This is a genomic window from Leucobacter alluvii (assembly GCF_039530485.1).
In the GTDB taxonomy this organism is placed as follows: Bacteria; Actinomycetota; Actinomycetes; order Actinomycetales; family Microbacteriaceae; genus Leucobacter; species Leucobacter alluvii.
This window is the reverse complement of record NZ_BAAAOP010000005.1, coordinates 524,816-539,123: the sequence shown is the minus strand read 5'-3', so window position 1 is coordinate 539,123 and position 14,308 is coordinate 524,816. Positions and strand designations below refer to the sequence as shown.

Below are 14,308 nucleotides of genomic sequence, written 5' to 3'. Positions count from 1 at the left end.
ATCAGGCTCTCACCGCCGTGTAACCGGCCTCCGCGACCGCAGCAAGCACCTGCGCGTCGTCGATCTCACCCCGACCGGACACGACGAGCTCGCCCGTCTGTGCGCTGATCGCGATCTCCTCGATGCCGGGGATCTCCTCGACTTCTTCTCGAATCGACATCTCGCAGTGTCCGCAGGTCATGCCGGTCACTTGGTAACGGTTCACATTCATCGATTGCGCCTCCTCATTTTATACCCCCATGGGGTACCAATACGGCTCACAATATACCCCCTATAGGTATATTGCAAGGCCGCGTGCGGCTCGTCGTCGCATCGAGTATCGGGAATCGGCCGTTGGCGAGCGTGCCCTATTAGACGGGCCGTAGCGAGTCAATGGCGCGGTCTCCAGGCGTCCTCGTCTCCGAACAGTCAACCCCCGGTTGACATCGTCCCGACATCGACTCGCCTAGCGTCGAAGCATGACCGTGAATCCTCTCTCCCCCGCCCTTCCGGCTACCCGAGGATCCTGCCCTCTCGACGACGGTGTACAGAATCGTCCAAGAAGCGTTCACGAACGCGCTGCGCTACTCCATCGGAGCCACACGAGTAGAGGTCGGTATCGACGTCGCGGGCAGCACCCTGACGGTGCTGGTTGCCGACGACGGGCTCGCCGCCCCTCAAGCGGGCCGGGCTCCGAGTCAGGGCAGCGGCCGGGGTGTGCTGGGCATCGCTGAGCGTGCCGCGACGTACGGCGGCAGCAGCGCGGCAGGTCCATGCCCCGGCGGTGGTCGGCAGGTGCACGCGACACTGCAGACACCGCATGTGCATGCGCGGTTCGCCGCGCATGCGGATCCGCTCGACCAGCTCAGTCCACGGGAACGCGACGTCTTCGCGTGCATCACCGCCGGCCTCTCGAACAGCGAGATCGGCGAGGCCCTCCACCTCTCTACGGCCACGGTGAAGACGCACGTGAACCGGATATTCGCCAAGCTGCATCTGCATGACCGCGTCCATGCGGTGATCCTGGGGTATGAGCTGCGCGGGAGGCGAGCACCGTAGCGGCGAAACCCGGCGGGCGGGCTACGGTGCGGCGGCGGGGGCCGGGGCGTCGATCGCGAGCTTCACGCCGATGGCTCCCAGCAGGGTACCCGTGACCCATTTCTGCCATCGCATCCACGTGGGCTTGCGCTGCAGGACCGTGGCGACTGAGCCGGCGGCGACGATGATCGCGCCGTTGATCGCGACGCCGACGAGAATCTGGATCGCGCCGAGCTGGAAGCCCTGTGCGACGACGCTGCCGGCGCTGGGGTCGATGAACTGCGGGATGAGCGCGAGGTAGAGGATCGCGACCTTCGGGTTGAGGAGGTTCGTCAGCAGACCCATGCGGAAGAGCTTGCCGAATGAATCGCGTGGCAGGTCTGCGGTCTCGAACAGGGATCTGCCTCCCGGGCGAATCGTCTGGAAGGCGAGCCAGAGCAGGTACGCGGCTCCGGCGACCTTCAGCGCGATGAACAACCAGGGAACGACGAAGAACACTGCGGCCAACCCGAGATTCGCCATCATCATGTAGACCACGAAGCCGACGGCAGTCCCCGAGAGCGACATCATCCCGGCACGCCAACCCTGGCTGATGCTGCGAGAGACCAGGTACATCATGTTCGGTCCGGGGGTCAGTGCAAGCCCGAGCTCGACGAGAGCCATTCCGGCAGCTGCCGACAACGAGATCATGCGCGATCCTCTCGTGACTCGGGCTGGGCGAGCGTTTCCTCCGTGCCGCACTGCGCCCAGTCTCCCATTCCCGAGCATGGGTCGCACGGGGACGGGGATATTTGCCTCACGGCCGGATGAGCACCTTCAGCGTCTCGCGCGAGTCCATCAGGCGGTACGCTTCGGCGATCTCATCGAGAGGCAGTTCCCGATCGAAGACTCTGCCGGGATCGATGGTCCCATCGAGAACCTGCGGGAGCGCCGCCTCGATATACGCCCGGACGGTCGCGGGCCCGCCCGTCAATGTCGCATTCTTGCCGAACAGCGATCTGAAGCCCACGGGCGCTTCTTCGTATTGGGGGACGCCGACGCGGGAGATCGTGCCGCCTGGGCGCACCACGCCGTACGCCTGCTCATACGTCGGCATGTGGCCGACGGCTTCGAGGACGACGTGCGCGCCCTCCCCGCCCGTGATCTCGATCACCCGTGCGATGCCCTCTGCTCCCCGTTCCGCGACGATGTGCGTCGCGCCGAACTCGCGCCCGAGGGCGGTGCGGTCTTCGTGCCTGCCCATGAGGATGATCGTCGCTGCTCCCATGAGACGGGATGCGAGCACCGCGGAGAGACCGACGGCGCCGTCACCGATGACGACGACCGTGTGTCCCGTCGCGACTCCGCCGGTGCGAGCGGCGTGGTACCCCGTGAGGTACACGTCGGAGAGCGTCAGCAGTGACGGCATCAGCGATTCTTCCGTTCCTTCGGGGATGACGACCGCGGTGCCGTCAGCTTGAGGAACGAGCAGCTTCTCCGCCTGCGTCGCCGAGGGTGCGCCGTCGAAGAAGCCGCCGTGCAGGCACGAGGTGGTCACGCCGTCGCGGCAGAAGGTACAGGTGTTGTCTGACCAGGCGAACGGGACGATCACCGTGTCGCCCACCTGCACATGTTCGACCGACGATCCGACCTGCTCGACAACGCCGATCGCCTCGTGCCCCATCCGCCGCCCCCCGGGAGTCTCCTCCAGAGAGTGATACGGATGGAGATCGGATCCGCACACGCAGGCATAGGTCACCCGGATGATGGCGTCGGTCGGGCGTTGCAGCGTGGGTTCGGGAACTTCGACGACACGGTCGTCGCCGGCAGTGAACATCAGGGTGGCTCGCATGAGCGGTCCTCTCGTGTGGGTGGTGAGGCGGGGTGAGGCTGCGCCGCAGTCGCGGATGAGTCGTTGTGCAGCAGTGCCAGTGAAGCCTGCTCTCCGCCGCGGGGGAAGGCTCTGGCGAGAGGTGTACTACTGGTGCATCCTTCGCTGCGTCCGGGCGTCCTACTGTGGACGGTATGGACAACAAGGCCGAAGTGCGCGAGTTCCTCATGTCGCGGCGTGCACGCCTCTCACCTGCGGATGTCGGGCTGACGGCTGGGTCGAATCGGCGAGTCGCCGGGCTTCGCCGGTCCGAAGTGGCGATGCTCGCCGATGTGAGCGTCGAGTACTACGCGAAGCTCGAACGTGGAGATATCGCCGGCGCGTCCTCCGCCGTGCTGGAGTCACTCGCCGAAGCCCTGCTGCTGGATGCCACTGAACGCAGGCATCTCCTCGATCTCGCTCGGGCGGCCGACGGCATTCCGGCGTCAGGACGCCCGCGCAGGCACACCGCCGCGCAGCAACCCGCTCGCCTCGCGCTCCAGCGCACGCTCGACGCGATCACCGGCGGCCCCGCTTTCATCCGCGACCGTCACCAGAACCTCATCGCGACGAACGACTTCGGCGCAGCGTTCTACTCACCTGTGATCGGAACCGGCGGGCGAACTCCGAATCTGGCGCGCTTCCAGTTCCTCGACCCGGCATCGCGCGACTTCTATCCGGACTGGGACCTGTTCGCACAGATGTGTGTCGGGATCATGCGCGTCGAGGCCGGCCGCGACCCGCACGATCGAGCTCTGCAGGACCTGGTCGGAGAACTCTCGACGCGGAGCGAGGCCTTCGCCCAGCTCTGGTCGAGGCACGACGTGCGCACCCATGGGAGCGGCAGCAAACGCTTCCACCATCCGCTCGTCGGCGAGCTCACACTGCTCTACGAAGAGCTCGCGGTCACCTCCGACGAGGGCCTCAGCCTCATCGTCTACACCGCAGAACCCGGGTCGGCTTCCGATGAGCGGCTGCAACTCCTCTCGAATTGGAACGCCGTCCCTCCCGCTCCCCAAACGCCCAGCGACGCAGACGCCGGGCAGAGACCTGCTCACTGGTCTGGAGACCCCGAATGAATCTGAACGAACTCCTCAACGCGCTCGATTCGGGCGAGATCATCGCCGGCGGTTCGCCCGGGCACGCGGCCATGCATGAGGCCAGTCAAGCGTCCCTCCGCATCGCAGGTGAGCTCAATACCGGCTACCACCCTCCAGCGCGGGTGAGAGCGCTGCTTGCCGAGCTGACCGGATCGCCCATCGACGAAACCGTGACGCTCTTTCCGCCGTTCACCGCTGATTTCGGCAGGAACATCAGGCTCGGCAAACGCGTGTTCATCAACTCGGGCTGCCGTTTTCAGGACCAGGGCGGGATTTCGATCGGAGATGACTGCCTGATCGGTCACAACGTCGTCATCGCGACCCTGCAGCATGACGTGGCGCCCAGTCGACGCAGCGATCTGATCCCGTCGCCCGTCATCATCGGGAGGAACGTGTGGTTGGGTGCCAACGTCACGGTCCTTCCAGGGGTCTCGATCGGCGACGATTCCGTCATCGGCGCCGGTTCTGTGGTGACCGCCGACGTGCCCGCGGGAGTCATCGCCCTGGGCTCCCCCGCGCGCGTCGTTCGTGCCGTCGACGAGTACGTGCAGGGGTAGCGGGTGCCGGTCGCGCGAGCTCCGTTGGCAGTGCTGCTGTGCAGCGCTACCGCTCGTTGGGGAGGAGTTCGGCGATGAGGGTTTCGATCCGTGCGCGGATCTCATCCCGAATCGGGCGCACCGCCTCGATTCCGCGGCCTGCGGGATCGTCGAGCTGCCAATCCTCATAGCGCTTGCCCGGAAAGATCGGACACGCGTCCCCGCAGCCCATGGTGATCACGACATCGGATTCCTGCACCGCTTCGGGGGTCAGCACCTTCGGAGTCGCCGTCGACATGTCGACACCGACTTCACTCATCGCCGCAACGGCCGCCGGGTTGATGGAGTCGGCGGGCGCAGACCCAGCCGATCTCACCTCGATGCGCCCGCGCGCGAGGTGATCGAGGAAGGCGGCCGCCATCTGAGATCGCCCGGCGTTGTGCACGCACACGAACAGAACGGATGGCTTCGCTGGGGTGTGAATCATGCTTGCGCCTTCGGTCGAGTGGAGGTGGGAGACGGCGGAGCATACGCTCGGCGCGCGTCGTTCACGGCGTCTTCGGGCTCCGCCGGTGCGGTACCGAGGAGACGATCAGGATCCGTCCTGAACTGCCGCGACCGCTTCGATCTCGACGAGCTGATCGTCGTAGCCCAGAACAGTCACGCCGAGAAGAGTGCTCGGAACATCATGGTCTCCGAATGCGTCACGGACGACTTCCCACGCCGCGACCAGGTCGGACTGCTGCGCCGAAGCGACCAGGACGCGAGTGCTGATCACGTCTCGAATATCTGCACCGGCCTCGGCGAGCGCGACCTGCATGTTCTCGATGCACTTGGCGGCCTGCGCCGCAACGTCACCGATCCCTGCCGTCGTTCCGTCCGCCTGCAGCGGGCAGGAACCCGCGAGGAAGATCAATCGGGCATCTGCCGGTGCGGTCGCGGCGTATGCGTACTCAGCGGCATCGGAGAGCGAGGAGGATCGGATCAGGGTAACTGCTCGGGGCACGCCAGACCTTTCGGGTGGGAGACGGTTCGACCCATCTTCGCAGGTCTGAGCACTCGTCAGCGAACGACGAAACGCCGATGCGCGGTGCGCGCACGGGCGCCCTGCAGGAGTGACCGCGCCCCGATGCTGCACGCCGGTACGACAATCCCGACCAGGGCGCCAGCGGCAACGTCGTGCAGGTAGTGGACGCCCTCGAGAAGGCGCCCGGCTGAGACTACCGCGGCTATCGCTATCGCACTCAAGGCGCTGCTCACGCTGACGCTTGCCACCGCTATCACCCATACGGCGGCGAATGCGAGGGTCGCGTGATTCGACGGGAAGGAGTAGTCGGTGACCTGGCACGAACGGCCGTCAAGAGTATCGGTTCATCGCATGTAGAGTCTGAGACATGTCGAGCCCGAAATCGGATGAGTCGGGGGTTGCCGGTCACACCGCCAGCCCCGTGCACCACGAATAACGACGCCGACGCTGCGCGCAGGTGCATGTCTGCTCGACCCCGGGGCGCTGGCCGCGGTGACAAGAAGCCCATTTCTTGATCCCTCACCTCGGAGTCTTCATTGCCGTTCGCTCTCTACATGCTCGCCCTGGCCATCTTCGTCATGGGCACCTCAGAATTCATGCTGGCGGGGTTGCTCCCCGCCATTGCGACTGATCTCGACATCCCAGTCGGCACTGCTGGCCTCCTGACCTCCGCGTTCGCAGTCGGGATGGTGATCGGCGCGCCGCTGATGGCAGCCCTGGCTCGCCGCTGGCCGCCTCGACTCACCCTGCTCGTCTGCCTCCTCACCTTCGCCACGTGCCATGTCGTCGGAGCGTTGACGCCGCACTTCTCGCTGCTTGTGCTCACCCGAGTACTCAGCGCGCTCGCCAACGCTGGCTTTCTCGCCGTGGCGCTGGGCGCGACTGCCGCGCTGGTGCCGAAGCATCGCACCGGACGCGCCGTATCGATCCTGCTCTCCGGTACAACGATCGCGACTGTGGCCGGAGTCCCCGCCGGAGCTCTGCTCGGCGCGGCACTGGGCTGGCGTGCGACGTTCTGGGCGGTCGCCATCCTCTGCGCTCCCGCGGCCGTGGGGGTCGCGCGAGGGATCGCGAATCGCCCGCCGCAGCCCACCGCTGCGTCGATCTCGCCCAGCCTCCGGGCGGAGCTCGCCCTGCTGTCGACGCCGCGACTCCTGCTGCCCATGGTGCTCGGGGCGTTGATCAATGGTGCGACGTTTGCGGTGCTCACGTTCCTCGCACCCCTGGTGACGGAAACGGCGCAGCTGTCCGAGATCTGGGTTCCCGTCACCCTCGTGATGTTCGGCATCGGATCGTTCATCGGGGTCGTGACCGCTGGACGCTTCTCGGATCAGCGCCCCCGTGCCGTCCTCGCCATCGGCGGGCCGCTGCTGGTGATCGGGTGGGTCGCCATGGCATCGATGGCCACGCTCCCGGTGGTGCTGGTGTCTCTCGTGCTCGCGCAGGGGGCGCTCTCGTTCGCGGTCGGCAGTACGGTCATCGCGCGCGTTCTCTCCGCGGCCGCGCAAGCGCCGACGATGGGCGGCGCGTACGCGACTGCAGCGCTGAATATCGGTGCCGCAACGGGACCGATACTCGGCGGCGCTGCGCTCGCGGCAGGGACGGGCGCGCTTGGTCCCGTATGGATCGCCATAGCGCTGACCGGCAGCGCCCTCGTCATCTCCCTGCTGTGGACGCGCGGCCGCTTCGACCTCTAGCGCCGCCTGAAACCGTTTCCGATCATCCATGCGAGCGGCACGATCGATGCGAAGAGGAGAACCGTGCTCAGCGCAGCGTCGGCGTCGCGGATCAGCGCACCGCTGATGAGGACTGACCCGAACAGTATGGCGGGCGTCTGGCTCCGGCCGGTCGTTCCGGCGCGGGTCAAGCGCTGTTCGAGCTGCGGCGCGCGTATTTCGAGGTCGCCACCGTCGATCCGGTCGAGTGTGGTACCGATTCTCGAGGGGAGCAGCATGAAGGCGCGTGCTGCGTCCAGCGCACGACTCGCAGCATCCGCGATGACGTTGCCGCGCTCCTCACGGATGAGCTGTTGCGCGTAGGGCTCGATGGCATCCCAGAGATTGAACTTCGGGTCGAGGGTGCTGCAGACGCCCGACGTGAGCGAGATCGCTCGGATGATGAGCAGAAAGTTCTCGGGCAGCTGGAACGGGAGCGTGCGGATCACATCGCTGAACTGATGGCCGAAGTCACGGAACTCGCGCGGGTCGACATCTCGGAGTTCGGCGAACCCCATACCTCCGAATCGCGCGAACAGCTGCGTCATGGCCCGCTCGAGCTCGGAGGCGTCGGCGTTGGGCAGCAGCACCCCCACCTCGCGCATCGCTGCCACGAGTCCGCGACCGTCTCTCGTCGCAGCTGCGATCAGCAGTGATCGCAGAGCGCCGCGCGTTCCCGCTGGCACTTCGCCCATCATGCCGAAATCGATGAACGTCAGTCGCCACTCCCCCGGCTCAGCGTCATCTCGCGGTGTGACGAAGACGTTGCCCGGGTGCGGGTCGGCGTGGAAGAAGGCATGCGTGAACAGCTGATCGAACATCACCGTCGCGAACCGCAGCGCGACGTCGTGCGGGTCGATGCCGGCCGCTCTGAGCGCGTCGACATCTGAGATCTTGATCGCAGAAACATCTTCGAGCGTGAGCACGCGTCGGCTCGTCCGCTCCCAGACGACTTCGGGAACGGCGACGCCGTCGTGCGCCGCGAAGTTCTGACGGAAGCGCTCAGCATTGGCGGCCTCCTGCAGGTAGTCGATCTCCTCGAGACTCGTCACTGCGAACTCTTCGACGAGCGCCGGCATATCGACCCGGCGGGAGACCAGCCGCACGTGACTCAGCCACCGACCGACTTTGCGGAGCGCCGCGAGGTCGACCGCGACGATGCCGTCGATCCCGGGACGCTGCACTTTGAGCACGGCTCGGGAGAATCCGACGTCGGCTGCGAGGGCGGGGGCGAGGATCGCGGCGTGGGCCTGGCCGAGCGAAGCTGCGGCGAGCGGCGCGGATTCGACCTCCGCGAACACTGTCGCGAGCGGCACGCCGAGCTCCCGCTCCGCGAGATCGCGGATGTCTGCGAACGCCTCGGCAGGCACCTCGTCTTGCAGTCCCTCCAGCTCAGCCGTGATCTCGGGCGGAAGAACGTCGAGCCGAGACGACATGAACTGACCCACCTTGATCATGAGTCCGCCGAGCTCCACGGCGAGGCCGTGGAATGCCCGGGCGAACCGGCGCATGCGGCGCGGGCGCGTGCGCTCGGTGATCCGCTGCAAGCCGATCCGCGGGAGCACCAGCTCGTACCACCACGCGTGAGCGAGATGCCGCGATGCGAAGCGGAGGATGCGTCGATAGCGGACCTGATCGATCTCGGTCGGAAGGTCGCCGCGCCAGGCGTCGAACGACACCCCGCTCAGCCCTGGGCGAGGATGCTGTACAGGCGTCGACGCGTCTCTTCGAGCGCCTCGACCGCTTCGGAGATCTGTTCCGTGCTCCCCGATCGACCGACCTGGGCCGCCGCCTGCGCCAGTTCGAATCCTGCTTGCGCGAGGGCTCCGTGGCGCTTGGGGGCGCTCTCCGAAGCCGTGTCCCACGGAGCTTTCGCCTCGCCTGCGGCCACGGCTTCGCCGCCCGCGTCCGTGAGCGCGTACGTCTTGCGACCGTTCGACTCCTCTGCGGAGATGAGGCCTTCATCGGCGAGCATCTGCAACGTCGGGTACACCGATCCAGCGCTCGGCTTCCAGGAGCCGCCGCTGCGCTGCTCGATCTCGCGGATGATCTGGTAGCCGTGCATCGGTTCCTCGGCGAGCAGCGACAGCACTGCGGCGCGCACGTCACCGCGCGCCATGCGTGATCCAGCGCGCTTCTCGAACCCGGTGCGGAGCTGATCCATCGCCTCCCACAGCGACTCCCCCGGTGATCCAGAGCCGAATCCGAATGAGTTGAATGACTGATGCATGGCGTCCTCCGTGTCTGTCGTGCGGCGTTCGTGAGCGATAGTCAACAACATACGCCGACATGCTGAACGATACATGTCAAGCTGCACATCGCAGGCTACGCCGCATCGCGCTTGGGCGACTTCCGGGGCGACGTGCGCTTCTTCGGGGCGCTCTTTCTCTCGGTCCGCTTCTTCGCCGTGGTCTGCTTTCCAGTCGTGGCCTTGCTCTCGCTCCGCTTCGGCGTCGCCTTCCTCGTCGTCTTCTTCGCCCCACCGCCGGCTTTCGCACCGGCACCGGCCGCCCCACCACTCGATTTCGCGCCGGCCGCCCCGCCGCGTCCGCGCTTCTTCGACGCCCGTGAGCGCTGCACGCTCTCCTTCAGCGCGGCCATGAGGTCGATGACCTCCGCGTCGCTCCCCTCGTCGTCCTCAGAAGTGCCGAACGTGGCATCGGTATCCAGCGCGTCTCCCTCGGCCAGCTTCGCCTGGACGAGTTTTCGCAGCTCTTCCTGATACTCATCGTGAAAGTCGGTGGCGTCGAAGTCTCCTGAGAAGCTCTTCACGAGCGCTGCAGACAGCTGCAGCTCTTTCGCCGTGATGCGGACCCGCTCGTCGAGCTCCGGGAAGTCGGCTTCTCGAACCTCATCGGGCCAGAGCAGATTCTGCACGACGAGCACATCGTCGCGGACTCGGAGAGCGGCGATGCGGGTCTTCTGACGCAGCGCGAACTGCACGATCGCAGTGCGATCGGTCTGCTCGAGCGTGCGCCGCAGGAGCACGTAGGCCTTCGACGACTTTCCGGCGGGTCTCAGAAAGTAGCTCTTCTCGAACATGATGGGGTCGAGCTGGTCGGTGGGCACGAACTCGACGACCGAGATCTCGCGGTTGCGCTCCTGCGGGATCGCATCGAGCTCGTCCTTCGTCAGGACCACCGTCTCATCGTCCTCGACATAAGCGCGATTGATATCGGCGTACTCGACGGTCTCGCCGCATACCTCGCAGCGCCGTTGATAGCGGATGCGCCCGCCGTCACGCGCGTGCACCTGGTGCAGTTCCACGTCGTGATCCTCGGTCGCACTGAACAGTTTCACCGGAACATTGACGAGCCCGAAGGTGATCGCCCCGGTCCATATGGCTCTCATACGTACAGTAGAGCCGAATCGAGTGTCAACGGGCTACGCCTTGTGCCTCGGCGGAGGAATGCTGTAGCCATGGCCGCTGCACAGCACACCGTGCGCATCGACGGGCGCTCGATTCGGTTGTCGAACCTCGACAAGGTGCTGTATCCGGCGAGCGGCACGACGAAGGGCGAAGTGCTCGGGTACGTCAGCGCGATCGCGGAGACGATGATCCCTCACTGCCGCGACCGCGCGGCGACGCGCAAGCGATGGCCGGACGGCGTGGGCGAGAACGGCGACGCCGGCAGCTTCTTCCAGAAAGACATCGGCGAAGACGCTCCCTCCTGGGTGGCGACTGGCAGCATCGATCATCGGGACCACCGCAACGCGTATCCGCTCGTGAACGACGAATCGACGCTCGTCTGGCTGACCCAGCTCGCAGCACTTGAGATCCATGTGCCCCAGTGGAGGTTCACCTCGACTTCCTCCTCTCCGCGCGGCGAAGGGCCGAGCACCCGGAGCGACCCCGACCGCATGGTGCTCGATCTCGATCCCGGCCCGGGAGTCGATCTGCGGCAGTGCGCACGGGTGGCTGTTCTCGCCCGCGATATCCTCGCCGGGATGGGGCTCGATGCGGTGCCCGTCACCAGCGGCAGCAAAGGAATACACGTGTACGCGCCGCTGGATGGCACGCAGACCTCGGAGGATGTCTCCGCCGTGGCGCGCGAGCTCGCGCGCGCGCTCGAGAAGGATCATCCCGATGAGATCATCAGCAGCATGAAGCGGGACCTGCGCCGCGGCAAGGTCTTCGTCGATTGGAGTCAGAACAACGCCAATAAGACCACGATCGCACCGTATTCGCTCCGCGGACGCGCCCGGCCCATGGTCGCCGCGCCGCGCACGTGGCGCGAGCTCGCGTCGCCGCACCTGCGCCACCTCGACTTCCGGGAGGTGCTCGATCGCGTCGAACGGCGGGGCGACCCGCTGGCGGACCTCACCCGGTCGAGTTCCTCGGTGCGCACATCCGAGCGTCTCGAGCTGTACCGTTCGAAACGAGACGCGAAGCGCACACCTGAACCCGTACCGGAAGCGGTGCGCCGAGGCGAGCGGCAGGAGCGCGCAGCACGCGGCGACACCGGGGACGACGCCGGTGCATCGGTCTTCGTCATCCAGCGTCACGAGGCCAGGCGCCTGCACTTCGACTTCCGCCTCGAGCACGACGGCGTGCTGGTGAGCTGGGCGCTCCCGAAGGGAGTGCCGACCGACCCGAAGCAGAACCACCTCGCGGTGCCGACCGAGGATCATCCGATGGAGTACCGGCACTTCGAAGGCACGATCCCGAAAGGCGAGTACGGGGCGGGCACCGTTCGAATCTGGGACTCCGGAACCTTCGTCCTCGAGAAGTGGCGAGACGACGAAGTGATCGCGACCCTCACTGGCACTGCGGCAACGGGCATCGGCGGTACGCGCACCTACGTGCTGTTCCGCACGCAACTCGATCCCCCGCAGTGGATGATCCATCTGAAGGCAGACACAGGATCGGCGAAACCCCGTCCGACGCAGCGTCGCGCCCCCGTCAGCGCCCCGCTGCCCACCGCGGTGCATCCCATGCTCGCCACGCGATCCTCTGCCGCCGAACTCGACCGCCTCGACGCCGACGACTGGTCGTTCGAGATGAAGTGGGACGGGATGCGAGCCATCGTCACGATCGATGGCGGTGACGTGACCATCACCAGCCGTTCCGGACGGGACGTCACCGAGAGCTTTCCGGAGCTCCTCGCGGTCGCCGACACCGTCGGGGCCGACTCAGCCGTCATCGACGGAGAAATCGTGGCTCTGGGCACCAGCGGGGCGCCGAGTTTCTCGAAACTGCAGGAGCGCATGGGCCTGACGGGCGCTCGCGAGATCGCAAGGGCGCGGCGCTCGGCGCCGACGCGGTATCTCGCCTTCGACGTGCTCGCGATCAACGGCACCGACAGCCGCACGCTCCCCTACGAGGCGCGTCGTGAACTGCTCATCGACGCGCTCGGCCCCGAACCCGATGCCGCGGAGGACCAGGCTGACGCCGTCGTCGTGTCGGTACCGCCGGCGTTCGACGGGGACGCAGGCGCTGCGCTGCGCGCGAGCGAGCAATTCGGCCTCGAGGGTGTCATCGCGAAACGACGTTCGAGCCCGTACCGGACCTCGACGAGATCGCAGGACTGGCTCAAGGTGCCGCTCTTCGAGACCGCCGAGGTCGTCGTCATCGGGTGGCGGGAGAGCGAAGCCGACCCGACGGGCTTCGCGTCGCTCCTCATCGCCGTTCCGGAAGCGGGGGGTCTGCAGTACGCCGGCCGCGTCGCGAGTGGATTCACCGCCGCCGAGCGTCGCCGCGCGCGACGGCGGCTCGAGGCGAGCGAACGACGGGACCCGGCGATCGACGTGCCGGGCGACGCTCGCCGCGAAGCGCACTGGGTCGCACCGGAGTCTGTCGGAGAGGTGACCTACAGGGAGCGCACGCCCGAGGGACGTCTCCGTCACGCGGTCTGGCGAGGATGGCGGCACGACCGCGACGCATCGGAGTTCGTCGCCGACCCGTAGACTCGTACGTTATGGCAATGGGATCGACGATGCACACGTTCGAGGTGGACCTGGCCGACGTAGATCGGAGCGTCTACGAGCAGTTCACACTCCGCGTCGCGCGGCATCCCTCTGAGACCGAGTCATTCATGATGACGCGCATCGTGGCGTACTGCATGGAGTACACCGAAGGGATCGTATTCGGCGGTGGCGTGTCGACCACCGACGAACCGGCGGTGCTCGTGCGGGATCTCACGGGTGCGCTTTCCGCATGGATCGAGGTCGGAGCGCCCGACGCCGCGCGCGTGCACGGCGGGAGCAAATCGGCGGAGCGCGCGGTCGTCTACACGCATCGCGATCCCGAGAAGGTGCTTGCGAACTGGCGAGGCAAGACCATCCATCGCGGCGATGCGATCGATCTCTTCGCCGTGGACCCCGCCCTCGTCTCCGAATCGGTCTCGGCGCTCGAACGACGGAACACGCTGACGGTGTCGCGCACCGAGGGCCAGGTGTATCTCGACCTGAACGGTGTGAACATCGCAGGATCCATCGTGGCGCACCGCCTCGAATAGACGACTCCCGCGCGCTCAGATGATGATCGTCGCGGAGCCCGGGTCGACCCGTCTCGGCTTCGACGCACCCCAGATGACGGCGACGCCGACAGCGGTCAGCACGATTCCGCCGACGACCGCAGCGATCGAGAGCGCCACGCCCGGCCAGATCAGCGCGAGAACGCCGCCGACGACGAGCACGGCGCCGGGCACGATGCCGATGCTCGGGCGACTCCGCGCGAACTTCATTCCGACGGCGAGCCAGAGCGCTCCGAAGGCGATCATGCCGAACCCGGCGAAACTGACGAGCGCGCGGGCCGTGGCGCCGGTGAAGGCCATCGCGACCACGCCCGCGACGATCAGCAGAATGCCGCCGATCGTGCCGCCGCGGGCGAGCAGGACCGTACCATTGGCGATCAGAGCGGATCCGAAGAGCACGACGAGGATCCAGCTCGCCGAGAAGAAGGGCCAGACGACGAGGCCGAGCCCGATGAGCGCCACGATCGCACCGATCGCGATGACCGTTCCCTTCGGAGAGGCGCGGCGGGCGCTGCCCGGCCCGCTCGAACCTGCGCCCATCGGCACTGGCATGTGGGGCTGGGACACGGAGACCTCCGAGATCGACTG

The 14,308-nt window shown here is 66.7% G+C and carries 15 protein-coding genes and 1 pseudogene; 6 read left to right on the top strand and 10 right to left on the bottom strand.

The features are described from left to right. Position 1: 1 nt before the first annotated feature. A complete protein-coding gene (locus ABFX18_RS07010; RefSeq protein WP_336661964.1) occupies positions 2-211 on the bottom strand; it encodes a heavy-metal-associated domain-containing protein in 210 nt (69 codons plus the stop codon). Positions 212-522: 311 nt separating this feature from the next. On the opposite strand from ABFX18_RS07010, the gene ABFX18_RS07005 reads away from it, so the two are divergent. Continuing rightward, positions 523-1,038, top strand: a complete 516-nt coding sequence (locus tag ABFX18_RS07005; RefSeq protein ID WP_346057845.1) for a LuxR C-terminal-related transcriptional regulator — start codon at positions 523-525, stop codon at positions 1,036-1,038. A 21-nt stretch (positions 1,039-1,059) separates the two neighbouring features. On the opposite strand, the gene ABFX18_RS07000 is transcribed toward ABFX18_RS07005, so the two are convergent. Further along, a complete protein-coding gene (locus ABFX18_RS07000) occupies positions 1,060-1,707 on the bottom strand; it encodes a LysE family translocator (RefSeq protein WP_346057844.1) in 648 nt (215 codons plus the stop codon). A 106-nt stretch (positions 1,708-1,813) separates the two neighbouring features. Continuing rightward, complete coding sequence (locus ABFX18_RS06995; protein ID WP_346057843.1) at positions 1,814-2,848, bottom strand: zinc-binding dehydrogenase; 1,035 nt, start codon at positions 2,846-2,848, stop codon at positions 1,814-1,816. 173 nt (positions 2,849-3,021) lie between these two features. Between ABFX18_RS06995 and ABFX18_RS06990 the strand changes: the two genes are divergently transcribed. Continuing rightward, positions 3,022-3,945 carry an MmyB family transcriptional regulator gene (locus ABFX18_RS06990; RefSeq protein WP_346057842.1) on the top strand — a complete coding sequence of 308 codons (924 nt, stop codon included), beginning with the start codon at positions 3,022-3,024 and terminating at the stop codon, positions 3,943-3,945. After that, a complete protein-coding gene (locus tag ABFX18_RS06985; protein ID WP_090148659.1) occupies positions 3,942-4,523 on the top strand; it encodes a DapH/DapD/GlmU-related protein in 582 nt (193 codons plus the stop codon). Before ABFX18_RS06990 ends, ABFX18_RS06985 begins: the two co-directional genes overlap by 4 nt. A 46-nt stretch (positions 4,524-4,569) precedes the next feature. Here the strand turns inward: ABFX18_RS06985 and ABFX18_RS06980 are convergent, their stop codons facing one another. The 3 genes and pseudogenes from ABFX18_RS06980 to ABFX18_RS14250 all read right to left on the bottom strand — a co-directional run. Then, positions 4,570-4,989 (bottom strand): arsenate reductase ArsC, encoded by a 420-nt coding sequence (locus ABFX18_RS06980; RefSeq protein WP_090148656.1) that lies wholly within the window; start codon positions 4,987-4,989, stop codon positions 4,570-4,572. A gap of 105 nt (positions 4,990-5,094) precedes the next feature. Continuing rightward, positions 5,095-5,508 carry a Rid family hydrolase gene (locus tag ABFX18_RS06975; RefSeq protein WP_090148654.1) on the bottom strand — a complete coding sequence of 138 codons (414 nt, stop codon included), beginning with the start codon at positions 5,506-5,508 and terminating at the stop codon, positions 5,095-5,097. Between the two features lie 56 nt (positions 5,509-5,564). Beyond that, positions 5,565-5,828 (bottom strand): annotated as a pseudogene (locus tag ABFX18_RS14250) (phosphatase PAP2 family protein); the annotation flags it as partial. A gap of 237 nt (positions 5,829-6,065) precedes the next feature. Here ABFX18_RS14250 and ABFX18_RS06970 point away from each other — a divergent pair. After that, the gene (locus ABFX18_RS06970) at positions 6,066-7,226 is read left to right on the top strand and encodes a Cmx/CmrA family chloramphenicol efflux MFS transporter (protein WP_346057841.1); all 1,161 of its coding nucleotides are present in this window, start codon (positions 6,066-6,068) and stop codon (positions 7,224-7,226) included. On the opposite strand, the gene ABFX18_RS06965 is transcribed toward ABFX18_RS06970, so the two are convergent. The 3 genes from ABFX18_RS06965 to ku all read right to left on the bottom strand — a co-directional run bounded on the left by ABFX18_RS06965 (position 7,223) and on the right by ku (position 10,595). Then, positions 7,223-8,923, bottom strand: a complete 1,701-nt coding sequence (locus tag ABFX18_RS06965; protein WP_346057840.1) for an ABC1 kinase family protein — start codon at positions 8,921-8,923, stop codon at positions 7,223-7,225. The genes ABFX18_RS06970 and ABFX18_RS06965 overlap by 4 nt on opposite strands. A 5-nt stretch (positions 8,924-8,928) precedes the next feature. Further along, positions 8,929-9,474 carry a PadR family transcriptional regulator gene (locus ABFX18_RS06960; RefSeq protein ID WP_090148643.1) on the bottom strand — a complete coding sequence of 182 codons (546 nt, stop codon included), beginning with the start codon at positions 9,472-9,474 and terminating at the stop codon, positions 8,929-8,931. Positions 9,475-9,569: 95 nt separating this feature from the next. Further along, on the bottom strand, positions 9,570-10,595 hold the full coding sequence (gene ku, locus ABFX18_RS06955; protein WP_211648254.1) for a non-homologous end joining protein Ku: 1,026 nt from the start codon (positions 10,593-10,595) through the stop codon (positions 9,570-9,572). A 69-nt stretch (positions 10,596-10,664) separates the two neighbouring features. Here ku and ABFX18_RS06950 point away from each other — a divergent pair, with 69 nt between their 5' ends. Together ABFX18_RS06950 and ABFX18_RS06945 are read left to right on the top strand one after the other, a co-directional pair. Then, positions 10,665-13,151 carry an ATP-dependent DNA ligase gene (locus ABFX18_RS06950; RefSeq protein WP_346057839.1) on the top strand — a complete coding sequence of 829 codons (2,487 nt, stop codon included), beginning with the start codon at positions 10,665-10,667 and terminating at the stop codon, positions 13,149-13,151. 11 nt (positions 13,152-13,162) lie between these two features. Next, the gene (locus ABFX18_RS06945) at positions 13,163-13,702 is read left to right on the top strand and encodes a YaeQ family protein (RefSeq protein ID WP_346057838.1); all 540 of its coding nucleotides are present in this window, start codon (positions 13,163-13,165) and stop codon (positions 13,700-13,702) included. Positions 13,703-13,717: 15 nt separating this feature from the next. Here the strand turns inward: ABFX18_RS06945 and ABFX18_RS06940 are convergent, their stop codons facing one another. After that, the gene (locus tag ABFX18_RS06940; protein ID WP_346057837.1) at positions 13,718-14,287 is read right to left on the bottom strand and encodes a DUF308 domain-containing protein; all 570 of its coding nucleotides are present in this window, start codon (positions 14,285-14,287) and stop codon (positions 13,718-13,720) included. Positions 14,288-14,308: the final 21 nt, after the last annotated feature.